The organism is Methylomonas subterranea, from assembly GCF_024505185.1.
GTDB lineage: Bacteria > Pseudomonadota > Gammaproteobacteria > Methylococcales > Methylomonadaceae > Methylomonas > Methylomonas subterranea.
Genome location: NZ_JANIBJ010000059.1, coordinates 1 through 12,648, shown reverse-complemented (window position 1 = coordinate 12,648; position 12,648 = coordinate 1). Strand labels below are relative to the sequence as shown.

Sequence of the window (12,648 nt, the reverse complement as noted above, 5' to 3'; positions counted from 1 at the left end):
GCCGAACCGGCCGCCGCGCCGCCGCCGGGGGCACCACCCAGCGGCGGCGGATTACCCGACGGAATGGGCCCGCACAGACCGGCCAACTGCTGGCCGAAATTCAAGGGTTGCAGGGTATCGCTATCGCGCGGCGAAGCTCCCACCAAGCGTGCGCAACCCAGTTGATTGCTACCCGCCGCCAACATCGCGCGAATCTGACTGTCCAGCGATTCGGCGCCGGCCTGGTCGGCGGCCAGCGCGGCCGCTCCAAACAGCGCCAAGGCGGGGAGTTTTTTAGCCTTGCTGTCGGTATGCTGCATCGTTTCCGAATCTCCAGTTTGAAACAGAAGTGCCTAGCCTGATGCGCCAGGGCAATGGCATGAAATAATAGCGGAATATACGATTTGGATAACAGTTTCCGAAAAAATTATGCCGGATCGAAGCAGCCGCGCTCCGTCGGCACAACGGCGCCTTCAGGCATGCCAGACCATTCAATCCCACCACTCAATCGTAGACGCTTTAAACCGCGGTTCGAATAATCACCGCCGTGCGCAAGCGGTTTTTACCGAAACAGGACATGCGCTCGAAATCTTCCCTGGCAATCGGCATGAACTGGCAATCCAGCTCGCTTTGCCGACCCTCTTCCGGGTCGGGATCGTGCATATACAGGCAATCGTTGTCGAAGCCGCTCATCACCACCCAATGCGGGGCTTTTTTGCCGTCCATCGCGAAGGTACTGATCAGGATCAATGGAACGGCACCGGCCTCGAAAGCGGCGATCAGGTCGTTTTGGGTGATATTGGCGTAATTGACGCTCAAACCCTGCTGTTCGGCGTCGCGCTTGAAACAGTTGTCCACCAGCTCGACGACCTGCTTTTTGTCGTCGCTGCGCACGCTATCGATGAACAAGGGGCCGGACTGATTAATCCATACCTCGACGGCAAAGCCGCGCCGTTTGGCGGCCAGGGCCAAGCCGGTCGGGTGGCAGCCGCCATGACCCGACGTCATGAAAATGGTGGTGGCCTCGCGCCATAAATTGATTTCCTCTTCCCGCGACGGCGGGTAACTTTTATCCAGCGCATGCATGGCCATCATCAAGCAGGCGGGGCCGCAGGTAAACGGCGTGGTTTGCCGCAACCAGTGCACCTGCTTGTGTTGAGGAGTATCGCGATAACGGCGGATACGCTTTTGGTAGCGCAGGGCATCTTTATGATCTTCATAATAATCGCGGTAAAAACCGAATTTTTGAAAACCCAGGGCTTGATACAGGCCTATGGCCGCCGCGTTGTCCACGCTGACCTCCAGGCGCAAATACAGACGGCCGTCGTCGCGGGCCGCCTGTTCGCCGGCCTGCATCAGGGCCTTGGCAATGCCGCTGCCGCGACTATCCGGCGCCACCGCCAGGGAATAAACCCGCGCCAGCCGGGTGCCGGGGTGATAAATGATCAGAATGTAACCGCGCACCAGCGACCCGTGTTCCGCCACCAGCAGGGCGCGGTGCCGGGCGGTCAGCCAGTGCTTGAAACTGCGGCGGCTTAGGCGGTCGCTGTCGAAACAGGCGTTTTCCAGGCCCACCAAGGCCTCCAGGTCGCGTAAGCCGGCGGCGCGGATGACATAACTCAAGCCGATACTCCCCGCAAGGCCTGTACCACGACCTGACGGGCCCGAAACAATACCATCTCCCGCCAAGCCGGATCGGCCGGACAAAAATGCCGGCGCATTCGACCGGCGTGGGCGTCGCGTTCGGCTTCGTTGCCGCTTTGCGCCCACAGCTGATGATCCCGCAATAACACGTCGAACAGTTGGTCCGTACTGTAGGTGCCGAACTCCAGGGTGATATAGCAACCGCTATCGCCCATCACGGCATGCCACAAATAATCCAGCAGGCCCAGCTTGGGCACCGAACTCGAAGTACCGGCCAGCGGCAAGGTCACCGAATCGCCGTACCATTGCCGCGCCAGTGCCGCGCCGGCGCTGTCCGGCGCATGATCGCAGATGATTTCGCCGTAACCGTAAGCGCCCAGCCCCGTGTGCAGATCGACCACCGCCAATCTGCGTTCGGCCAGACTGTATTGGCGAATCAAATCCTCGCACACCAAACGGCCGTGGGCCGGCCGCTTACCGCCGTAAAACGGCCCGGCCGGATCCAGATATTGGCCGCCGCTGACGGCTTTTTCCAGTGCGACCCGGCCGCGGGTTTCGCCGAATGCCCGCAAGGCACGGCTTCTTTCGTCTTGATCGGCGGTAAACAAAACCGGACGCAGCAAACGATATTCCGGCGTCTCCGGCAAGGGCGCGGAAAAATCCACCGCGTTGCGATTCAAGTCCACGCCATCTTGATCGCAACGCCGCGACCAGGCATAGCCCCACGGCGTCAAGGCATGCACCAGCAACCAGGCGGTCCGTTCCGGAACGATCAGCTCGAACTCCGTCAACAGACGCAACAGATCGATTTGCACGGCACTGCCGGCAAAACCCTCCACCCCATGGGTGCCGGCAATGACCACCACGACATTGGCTGCCTGACTGTCGCCTATCCAGACGCTGTCGGTCAGCAGGCTTTCGCCGCCCGGCCCGGCACCGGCACAGGGATAAGCGCGAATTTCCGGCGGATAAGGCAGCGTCGTCACGCAACGCAGCCAAGCTTGCCGCGCGCTGGCGTAATCGGGCGGAAAGACCTCGGTATGAATAGCGGTATGGGCGAAACGGACGGTCATGGGTGTCGGCGAAATTTCGGATGGGCAACGGATGGCAATGGTACTCCTTGTTGCCGGTTTTTGGCATTCATCCGTCAGGGCGGTCCGCGCGGAAATGTACATCTCCCGATCCAACAGCCCGCGTAATTTTGCTTCGGCGGATTCGCGGTAGTGCTGGTCATTTCGGCGTATATGCCGGCGTTGCTAAAATCCGTGAAGCCAAACCAAACCGATGGATTTAGCCAACAGGATTCCGCCTTGACAATCCGCCGGCATGGTATAAGTTAGCCCGCATGCATCGCCAGCACGGCCTCATGCGCCACGGAGTATTTCTCATGCAAAACATAGTCTTGCCGCATTCCGCCCATTACGGGGCCTAGCCATGCAAATCAATCTGCCCTTACCCGCCGTCCCGCAAGCGATACTGAACAAGATCGGCGACGGCGGCCTCAATCTGAAACTGAATCAACTGGTGGAAGCCAAGGTATTGGACACCCGTATCATGCTGGATACGCTGACGGTGAAAATTAACGATAAAACCGTCAATCTGCGGCCGAATTCGGCTATCGAGCTGCTGCCCGGGCAAGCCCTGAAACTGCAGGTCGTCAAACTGCTGCCGGCGCCGGAATTTAAAATCATTGCCGAACTGTTGCCCGGAACGGCCGCGCAGACAGCGCCGCAAAAGGCCGAGCTACCCTTGCTGAAGCTGGTCAACCCGCCGATAGCCGCCAATCCGCCAGCCAATACCGGCTTAAATCAACTGCCGCCCGACCAAGCGCTGCGGGCCGTGGTTATCGGCTTTTCGGGCGACAAGCTGACCTTGCAACTGCCGGCGGCGGCGGAAAAGGCACCGCTGCAATTGTCGCTGAACGCCCAGCAATTAATCATGCTTAAACCCGACGGCGGCGAGGCCGACCCGCGCACGGACCCGGCCGGTTTAAAGGCCGGCACCCCGGTCAGCCTGCGGATTTTAAACGGCGGCGACAACCCCATGGTCGCTCTGACCGCCATCAATGCCAGCGCCGCCGGCGAGGAAGTCATCACCAACGCTTTAAAACACTTGCTGCCCTTGCAGAGTTCTCCGACGCCCTTGTTGAATCAGCTGCGGCACATCATGCCGCAATTGCGGGCGGACGCCAGCGTCTCCGAAACCTTGAAGCAACTGGCCCAGGAAATTTTGCTGCGGATCCCCGGCAAAACCCTGTTGAGCGACCCGGAGCAATTGAAGCATTCGGTCGACCAGTCCGGCTTGTTTCTGGAAAGCAAACTGCTGCAATTGTTGTCCGGCAAAGCCGACCATTTGCCGCGGGACGATTTCAAACTCAAATTAAGCGAACTGATTCAACTGTTGAGCCGCGAATTGAACGGCCAAGCCGTGGATAAACCCAGGGACAATCTGGAATTGCTGCGGGACAGCCTGCAAAAGGCTCACGGAGCGTTGGCGAAATTGACCCTGGACCAACTAAATTCCTTACCCAGAGACGAGTCATCCAAACAAGTCTGGATGCTGGAATTGCCTTTTTTTGACGAACAGCAGGCCCAAAGCGTCAAAATAGAAATAGAACAGGACAAGACCGGCGACGCGGAAAACAGCCCGAAAAACTGGCTGGTCAACATCACCGTCACGCCACCCGGCCTATCCACCATACATTGCACGGTTTCCTGTTACGACGGTACGGTCAATACCCGTTTCTGGAGCGAGGCGGCCGACACGGTACTCAGAATCAACCGGCACATGGATTACCTGAAACTACAGTTCGAGAAAAACGGCCTGAGCGCCGGCTTTATGGAGGCCCACCAAGGTCAGCCGGCGGGTAGCGGCGGCATCAAAAACCCACCCGTCAATCTGTTAAACGAAAAGGCTTAAAAATTACACCCCGCGCCACGTCATTTAACATAGTTTAAATTCAATGAGCGCCCGCGCGCGCCATCAAGCCCCGTGCTTGCCGCCGCATAAGCGAAGCGGATCGCTTATTGCTTAACGAATGCGGACCCATGCACGCTAAAGATGACAAGATGCCAAAAAATTCATGCAGCCCCTGGCGAATCAAGCAAACCGACATCCCCTGGCAAACTTCGCCGGATGCCGACGCGCAACTGCAAACCCTTCCCGAGTCCCTGGGCCGATGCCAATCGCGCATTTATCGACTGGATGCCGATTTGAGTTATATCGAAACCCACTACCAACCCACTCGAAATTTGGCCATGGAAAGTCGAATGCCCCCGCAAGCCCCGCGCATGGTGCTGACCCTGGGCTTGCGGGGGCATTCCAGCTTTCATGGCCGGCAAGACGATACTATCGATTTCAAGGCCGGCCAAAGCACCATTACCACCTTCAACGCCAGCGAAGGCAGCCGCCAATACCAAGCCAACCACGCCGTGAGCCAGTTGCGCTTTTCCATGACGCAAGCCTGGCTGGAACACTACTTCGGCGAAGGCGCTTTCGCGGACTGTTTCAAAGCCGACTCTGTTCGGGTAGTCAGTCAACGAGCAAGCGCGGCCGGCAGCCTGCTGGCGGCCCGGGCCATGCTGCAAAACTCTCTGCCGGCCCAAGCCCAAGCCTTGTTCAGCTTGGGTCAGGCCATGGCTATCGTGGCCACCGAATTGGGCGACTTGCTGAATGCCGGCACCAGCGCATCCACTCGCATGCCAGCCGCCGATAAACGGCTGGCCGAAAAAGCACGGGATATTTTGGCGACGGAATTCAAAAACCCTCCCAGCATAATGGAACTGAGCAAGCGGGTAGGCACCAATCCATTTAAACTCAAACAAGTGTTTCACCGGCATCTCGACACCACCCCTTACGGACTGTTGCTGAGTATTCGCATGGAACAGGCCTACCGCCTGCTGGCCACTCAACATTACCCGGTAGGCCTCGCCGCGGAGGCGGTCGGCTACCAACATGCCAGCAACTTTAGCGCGGCATTCAACAGGCATTTCGGCTTTCCGCCCAAACAGCTGTGCCGCGCCGCCCGCTCAGGCAGTCAGCAATAAGCCGGCCGATCTTGTACAATAGCGGGCGGAATTTGCCGTTCGGATATTTTGACCTCGCCGACCGGTACCACTGCGTCGCCGGTACTGGCGAAAACAACCGGCACCTCCCTTAACGAAATAGATCAGGACTGTGTATGGACACTCAACTCGCCATTCAATCGCGCCGCTCCGTCAAGCAATTCGACCCGGCACATCGCCTGAGCGAACAGGAAATCGAATCTCTGATTTCGTCGGCCATGTTGTCGCCCACCGCTTTCAACATTCAACACTGGCGTTTCGTGCTGGTTCGGGACGCCGAATTGCGCCAAGGCATTCGCCGGGTGGCTTGGGATCAAGCCCAAGTGACCGATGCCTCGTTACTGATCGTGCTGTGCGCCGATCTGAAAGCCTGGCAAAAACAGCCCGAACGCTATTGGTGCAACGCGCCGCAAGCCGCGCGCGATTTCCTGCTGCCGGCCATTCGGCAATATTATGAAGGCAAGCCCGAGGTCGAACGCGACGAAGCCATGCGCTCCTGCGGCATGGCCGCGCAAACCCTGATGCTGACGGCCAAAGCCATGGGCTACGACAGTTGCCCGATGGACGGCTTCGACTTTGCCGAAGTCGGCAAACTGATCAATCTGCCGTCAGACCACGCCATCGGCCTGTTCGTTGCCGTCGGTAAAGCCCTGCAACCGGCCGCGCCGCGCGGCGGCCAATTGTCGCTGGAAGAAGTGGTCGTCACCGACCGCTTCGACTCACTTTAACTCAAACCGTTTTCCCATGACTCAATCCGCCAAAAGTCTGACCGATCAAGTCACCCTGACCCAATTCATCATCGAACAACAACGCGGCCTGCCGGATGCTTCCGGCACCTTCACGCTGCTGCTGAACAACATCGTTACCGCCTGCAAACAGATCTCCCACCGGGTCAACCGCGGCGCCCTGATCGGGGTGCTCGGCAGCGCGGGATCGGAAAACGTGCAGGGCGAAGTGCAGAAAAAACTGGACATCATCACCAACGACATCATGGTCAAGGCTCTGGATTGGGGCGGGCACCTGGGCGGCATGGCCTCGGAGGAAATCGACGATCCGATCAAGATTCCCAAACAATATCCCAAGGGCAAGTATCTGGTCTTGTTCGATCCGCTGGACGGCTCGTCCAATATCGACATCAACCTGACCGTCGGCACCATTTTTTCGGTGTTGCGCTGCCGGGAAGGCGTGGAACCTGAAACCGAGGACTTTCTGCGCAAGGGCAGCGAACAGGTCTGCGCCGGCTTTGTGTTGTACGGCCCCTCCACCATGCTGGTGCTAACCACCGGCAACGGCGTAAACGGCTTTACCCTGGATCAGGACATCGGCGAGTTCATCCTGACTCACCGCAACATGCGCATCCCGGAAGAAAGCAGCGAATTCGCCATCAACATGTCCAACCAGCGTTTTTGGGAAGCGCCGGTGAAACGTTATATCGACGAATGCATCGCCGGCCAGGAAGGCCCGCGCGGCAAAAACTTCAATATGCGCTGGGTAGCCTCCCTGGTGGCGGATGTGTACCGGATTTTGAATCGCGGCGGCGTGTTTCTCTATCCCTACGATTTGCGCGACCCGGAGCGGCCCGGCAAGCTGCGCCTGATGTACGAAGCCAACCCGATGGCTTTCATCATCGAACAGGCCGGCGGCCTGTGCAGCACCGGTACCGAGCGGATTCTGGACATCAAACCGCATGACATACATCAGCGGGTGCCCTTGATCTTCGGCTCCAAAAACGAAATCGAACGCCTGATCAGCTATTATCAACAACCAACAGACAACTGAAACGTGACTTTAACCCAAGTTAGCTGCAGCAATTGCAGCTTAGACAATATTTGCCTGCCGCGCGGACTGTCGCAATCGGAAATCGATAACATCAGTCAGGTCATCAAAGCCCGGAAAACCTTGCAGCGGGGGGACTTTATCTATCGCGAGGGCGATAATTTCAAAGGCATTTTGGCCGTCAAATCCGGCAGCGCCAAACTGGTGGCCAACGACAACCACGGCAACGAACACATCCTGAACATTCTTCTGCCGGGCGAATTGCTGGGCTTTGACGGCTTGTCGGACGAAAAACACGGCTGCGCGGCCATCGCGCTGGAAACCATGACCTTCTGCATCCTGCCGGCGGCCAACATGGAGCAACTGTTTCAAAACCTGCCCGGCCTGACCAGGGAATTGTTCCGGCATTCCGGTGAAAAAATGCTGCTAGACAAGAATCAGCTGGTATTGAGCAAGCGCCCGGCCGAAGAGCGTTTGGCCTATTTCCTGATCAGCCTGTCCGAGCGCCTGAAACGGCGCGGTTTTTCCTCGTCGGAATTCAAGCTCTCGCTGACCCGGCAGGAAATCGGCAACCATTTGGGACTGGCGCTGGAAACCGTCAGCCGATTACTGAAAAAATTTCAGGACGACGGCTTGATCGTGGTGCAAAACCGCTTCATTCAAATCAGAAACCCGCATTCGTTGAGAAATTTGCTGCAGCCCCTGGTTTAAACCTTTCCGGCAACCGACCAATTCAGCCGAGGCGGGTCGTTACCGATCCGCCTCGGCTCGGCTCTCCCGGCCTGACCCACACCCCGTATTTGTGACCGCCCGCACAATCTTGCCCGTGGCGGTCCGCGTGATGTCTGGCGCCTGCCTAACACTTACTATAAAGTGTCCGTCAGGCAACATCGCCGCTTGGGACTCCGTCACCAATCGCTTCCCTGCTTATATCCCTCCCCCTCTCCCGGCGGCAGAGGGAACTGAATGCGGAAATTATTGCGGGCGGAATCCTTAATACAAGAAAGTCCATTCATAATTTAAGGGGAGTAACAAAGCATGGGTCCAAGAATCCTTTATTTCTTCACACCGGCCGACAATATCAGTCCGTTCGACGTCACTATTGCGGCCGATGCCGGCTACAATCAGATCTTGCCTATCATCAACATCAAGCCGAATCAGGTGGCCGATCTGGTACAGGATGCCATTTTTGCCCGCCCGCCCAAGCGTTTTAACGATACCGGCATCTTCATCGGCGGCCGCGACGTGCATCTGGCGGCGGACATGTTTCAATACGCCAAGAAAGCCATGGTGGGCGATTTCAAGGTCGGCGTATTCGCGGACCCCAACGGTGCTTACACCACTTCGGCCAGCGTGGTGTCCTTGATCGAAAAAGCCCTGCTGGAAAGCCACGGCGCCGGCCTGAAGGGGCGTAAAATCGCCGTGTTCGGCACAGGCCCGGTGGGCTTGTCGACCGCCGTACTGGCCGCTCAGCAAGGTGCGCTGACACGTTTATGCAAATTGACCGCGGACGACGACCCCAATATCGCCAGCCGTTTCTGCGAACGCTACGGCGTTAATGTGGAGTGGACCTCCGCCTTGACCCAACAGGAAAAAATCGATGTTTTATCCGATTCCGAAGTGGTGGTTTGCGCGGCCAGGGCCGGCGTCAGGATTCTGGATGCCAACGAATTAAGCAAGGCCGCCAAGTTGTTGCTGGCCGTGGACACCAACGCCGTGCCGCCCAGCGGCATCGCCGGCATCGGCATGCAGGACTGGAATAAACCGGTCGACCTGGAAGGCAGCGCCTTTAACGGCATCGGCCCGCTGGCCATCGGCAAAATGAAATACAAGGTTCAGTTCGGCCTGTTCGAAAGCATGCAAAAATCCGAGACCGCGGCATTGATCGATTTCCCAGAAGCCTACCAATACGCCCTGTCGGTGCAAATTTAACTTGCTGTCCGTCGAAGTCCGGCATTTCGATTCAGCAAGTGCCGGCACCCCCACTTTTTGGCTTGACGACTTACATTCGCCGCCAGCTTAATCGAATACCTTAAACAACAAACCGAATACGATATCCAGCAAGCCTTCAGCCTCTCCCATGGCTTCGTATCGCGCTGCATTTCCCTTGCCCCAGCTGTCAGCCGCCGCTAGCGGCGCTTGTCTGGGCTGGCGCTTTTTCCGCTTCAGCAGTTCGGCCTGTTTTTGTTGATGCAGAATTTGCCCGCCGGCTTTTTTCCATTCCAGCAAATGGCTGATTTCGCCGCCGTCCAGCCAGATGCCGTGGGCACGGCATTGGTCTATGACCACGCCGCTTTTATGCCCGAACACCACCCGGTTCATCATGTTCAGGCAAACCGGACACTCCAGGTATTTGACCGGTTTGTTGCGTTGATAACGGTCGATATTGATATTGCCCAGCAACTCCCGGTTCACCGTATAGACCGGCGAGACCGCCGCCTCCAACAGAGTTTCCACCTCGCCGGGATCGAAAAACAGGCCGAAACAACGGGTACAACGCTCTATATGCAGCGGCGGTTGCATGTCCAGCGCAACGGTTTGCAAGCGGCTGTTGCATTCCGGGCAGATGCGTTCGGACTCATGACTGATCACCCGGTAATCGTGCTTGCCGCGCAAATCGACATCGTTACGCACGCCGCAATAATCGCAGTACTGGGTATTGGCCGGCAAGGCCGCGGAGCAACTGTGACAACGGGCCATGCTTAAAACCGGGCCAGCAATTCTTGTTTTTTGGCGCTGTATTCGGCCTCGGAAATCAGCTCCGCCTCGAACAGTTTTTTCAATTGCGCCAGTTTGCCGGCAATGTCTTCCGTGGCCGGGGTTGCGGCCGGCGCAACCAGACTCAGGCCTTGCGCCATGTTTTGCCCCAACGCCACCCCGGCTCCCAGGCCGATGCCGGCCCCGGCCACGCCGCCCTCGTTGCGGGCCGCTTCGCGCAGGGCATCCAATTGCTGCACATTGGCGTAATCCAGTCCCACCGCCTGGGCAGCTTGCGCTTCGGCGGTTAAATCCGCGATGCGGTTGATACGGCGCTGGGTGTCGTCGTCGAAATCCGTGCCTTCGATACGAAAATCGCTGATACTGAAACCCAGCTTGCGAAACACAATGGCCAATTTGATGGCAATGCCGCGGGCTATCTCTTCCCGGTTGGCGTCGATATCGGTATAGCTGTAGCCGCATTCGGCCAGATAATCGCTGATAGGCTGAATCACCCGGGCCGAGATGATTTTGCGAAATTCGTCTATACCGACCTGACCGTGGCTGCCGACTATGGTCGTGAAAAAGGCCTGAGCATCCTCTATTTGGTAACTGTAATTGCCGTAGGCTTTCAAGCCGATGGGGAACTGGTATTTCGGATCCAGATATTTGATCAGCGAAGTGGTACCCCACTTTTGATCGAGAATTTTGGTTTTGCGGTAAAAATAAATACCCACCTTGTGTTCGCTGACAAAAAACTGCATGAACTTTTTGATGGTGGTCCAGAACGGCACATTGTCGGTTTGCAGATTGATCAGGCATTGTTCCTCCATGACCGCCTTGATCTGGCCTTCATAGACAAAAATGCAGCCCTGCCCCGGGCCGACGATCAACTTGGAAGCATTTTTGATTTCGTCGCCGTTTTCCGTCCATTGCATGAACAGCACATCCTGATCGGGATTTTGCCATTCGATGACCGAACGCAGCTGACGTTTAATACCATCCATCATTGCCATGATTACCTCAACATTTTGTGGTGAATCCAAACGCAATTGCGTAACATTTAACGCTCAATTATGGCAAATAACCGGAGTTTTTGTGGCGACGAGAAGCTTTAAAGGCAAACAACCGCAAGCGGGCGACAGAGTCTATATAGACCCGACCGCCGTGATCATCGGCGATGTGACGATAGGCGACGACGTCTCCATCTGGCCGACCGTGGTGATCCGGGGCGACGTGGAAGCGATCCGCATCGGCGCCGGCAGCAACGTGCAGGACGGCTCGGTATTGCATGTCTCGCATGCCGGCGACTATTCGCCCGGCGGCCACGCCCTGCTGATCGGCAAGGGCGTCACCATAGGCCACCGCGCCGTGGTGCATGGCTGCACGGTCGGCAACTATTGCCTGATCGGCATCGGCGCCATCATCATGGACGGCGCGGTACTGGAAGATTACGTGATGCTGGCGGCCGGAGCCTTGGTAGCGCCGGGCAAAATACTGGAAAGCGGCCATCTGTACGTCGGCGCCCCCGCCAAGCCGGTACGGGCCTTGAATGATTCGGAAAAAGCCTTTTTGGAATATTCCTACCAGCATTACGTCCGCCTGAAGGACCGTTATTTGGCCGAGCAATGACAGGCAAACTCACGGCGTTTTGGCGGGACGCACGGGTATAGCCGAATTCAGAACATCAAAATAAAGGGCTCCGTCCTTTTACATCCCTCACCCTAACGATCATGAAACAGCTCGTCCCGCCAAATGAAAGGCAGTCTCGTAGCAGCGACGCATAGACGCGATGATGGCCTTTTGAATCGCGACTATGCGTCGCTCCTACCATGATCTTTCAGAGTAACGTTCATGAAGGCCGGGCGATCGCCCCGGCAGATGAAAGTCAACGGCGTTATGTCGTTAGTATTTTGGGCGGTTGCCGCGTGACTTTCAGAGTAACTGTCTCCCGGAGCTGTTGCGGACGGAATCCTAAGTAAATCGCCCGGATGTAGCCAGCGGATTTTTGCCTTTCAGGCACGGAAAACGTTTGCCGCCGCCGAATTCGCGGGCTGAAAAACGCAAAGCCGGATAGCTCCGTTTATTTTTTGCTCTTGAATTTACCAAACAATCCGCTCAATTGCGCGGCGACTTTTTTATCCTGGCCGACCGCCGCCGGCGTGCTTTCTTCGACGGGCTCCGCCGCCAAGGGTTCGCTCTCTACACCGGCCGGCTTAGTGGCGGCGGATTTTTTGAATCCGCCGAACAAACCGGATAATTTATCGTTCAACCCGCTTTCCCGTTGCTTGTTTTGCGCCGCCACCTTGGGCAGCTCGGGCTCGGCAGCCGTAACTTGAGGCGCCGCAACCGGCTCTTCCTCCACCTTTGCCGCCGCGCCGCCGGGCTTGCCCGGGCTACCCAATTTTTCGTCCAGTTTGGAGAATTTATCCATCGCCCGGCCGAACAGCCCCTTCATTTTGTCGGCCGGCGCCGGTTTGGCTGTTTG

General features: G+C 57.3%; 13 protein-coding genes. 7 read left to right on the top strand and 6 right to left on the bottom strand.

Translation table 11 applies throughout. The features are described from left to right. The 3 genes from NP590_RS19655 to NP590_RS19645 form a co-directional block, all read right to left on the bottom strand. The coding region (locus NP590_RS19655; protein ID WP_256604429.1) for a hypothetical protein at nucleotides 1-299 on the bottom strand (299 nt) is incomplete at its 3' end. Nucleotides 300-498: 199 nt separating this feature from the next. Then, on the bottom strand, nucleotides 499-1,602 hold the full coding sequence (locus NP590_RS19650) for a GNAT family N-acetyltransferase/peptidase C39 family protein (RefSeq protein WP_256604427.1): 1,104 nt from the start codon (nucleotides 1,600-1,602) through the stop codon (nucleotides 499-501). Beyond that, nucleotides 1,599-2,696, bottom strand: a complete 1,098-nt coding sequence (locus tag NP590_RS19645; RefSeq protein WP_256604425.1) for a DUF2817 domain-containing protein — start codon at nucleotides 2,694-2,696, stop codon at nucleotides 1,599-1,601. The genes NP590_RS19650 and NP590_RS19645 overlap by 4 nt, the downstream gene beginning before the upstream one ends. Before the next feature lie 361 nt (nucleotides 2,697-3,057). Here NP590_RS19645 and NP590_RS19640 point away from each other — a divergent pair, with 361 nt between their 5' ends. From NP590_RS19640 to NP590_RS19615, 6 genes are all read left to right on the top strand, one after another. Next, nucleotides 3,058-4,542 carry a flagellar hook-length control protein FliK gene (locus NP590_RS19640; protein WP_256604424.1) on the top strand — a complete coding sequence of 495 codons (1,485 nt, stop codon included), beginning with the start codon at nucleotides 3,058-3,060 and terminating at the stop codon, nucleotides 4,540-4,542. A gap of 149 nt (nucleotides 4,543-4,691) precedes the next feature. Next, complete coding sequence (locus NP590_RS19635) at nucleotides 4,692-5,669, top strand: helix-turn-helix transcriptional regulator (protein ID WP_256604423.1); 978 nt, start codon at nucleotides 4,692-4,694, stop codon at nucleotides 5,667-5,669. 134 nt (nucleotides 5,670-5,803) lie between these two features. Next, a complete protein-coding gene (locus tag NP590_RS19630; protein WP_256604422.1) occupies nucleotides 5,804-6,415 on the top strand; it encodes a nitroreductase family protein in 612 nt (203 codons plus the stop codon). Between the two features lie 16 nt (nucleotides 6,416-6,431). After that, on the top strand, nucleotides 6,432-7,466 hold the full coding sequence (locus tag NP590_RS19625) for a class 1 fructose-bisphosphatase (RefSeq protein WP_371927338.1): 1,035 nt from the start codon (nucleotides 6,432-6,434) through the stop codon (nucleotides 7,464-7,466). Between the two features lie 3 nt (nucleotides 7,467-7,469). Further along, nucleotides 7,470-8,174, top strand: coding sequence for a helix-turn-helix domain-containing protein (locus tag NP590_RS19620; RefSeq protein ID WP_256604421.1), 705 nt, complete (start codon nucleotides 7,470-7,472; stop codon nucleotides 8,172-8,174). Between the two features lie 327 nt (nucleotides 8,175-8,501). Further along, on the top strand, nucleotides 8,502-9,395 hold the full coding sequence (locus tag NP590_RS19615) for an NAD(P)-dependent methylenetetrahydromethanopterin dehydrogenase (protein WP_256604420.1): 894 nt from the start codon (nucleotides 8,502-8,504) through the stop codon (nucleotides 9,393-9,395). Between the two features lie 87 nt (nucleotides 9,396-9,482). Here the strand turns inward: NP590_RS19615 and NP590_RS19610 are convergent, their stop codons facing one another. Together NP590_RS19610 and NP590_RS19605 are read right to left on the bottom strand one after the other, a co-directional pair. After that, a complete protein-coding gene (locus NP590_RS19610) occupies nucleotides 9,483-10,163 on the bottom strand; it encodes a zf-TFIIB domain-containing protein (RefSeq protein WP_256604419.1) in 681 nt (226 codons plus the stop codon). Between the two features lie 2 nt (nucleotides 10,164-10,165). Next, the gene (locus NP590_RS19605; RefSeq protein ID WP_256604418.1) at nucleotides 10,166-11,176 is read right to left on the bottom strand and encodes an SPFH domain-containing protein; all 1,011 of its coding nucleotides are present in this window, start codon (nucleotides 11,174-11,176) and stop codon (nucleotides 10,166-10,168) included. Between the two features lie 82 nt (nucleotides 11,177-11,258). Between NP590_RS19605 and NP590_RS19600 the strand changes: the two genes are divergently transcribed. Further along, nucleotides 11,259-11,792 carry a gamma carbonic anhydrase family protein gene (locus NP590_RS19600; protein ID WP_256604417.1) on the top strand — a complete coding sequence of 178 codons (534 nt, stop codon included), beginning with the start codon at nucleotides 11,259-11,261 and terminating at the stop codon, nucleotides 11,790-11,792. Nucleotides 11,793-12,243: 451 nt separating this feature from the next. Here NP590_RS19600 and NP590_RS19595 read toward each other — a convergent pair. Next, on the bottom strand, nucleotides 12,244-12,648 hold a 405-nt coding region (locus NP590_RS19595; protein ID WP_256604416.1), incomplete at its 5' end, for a hypothetical protein.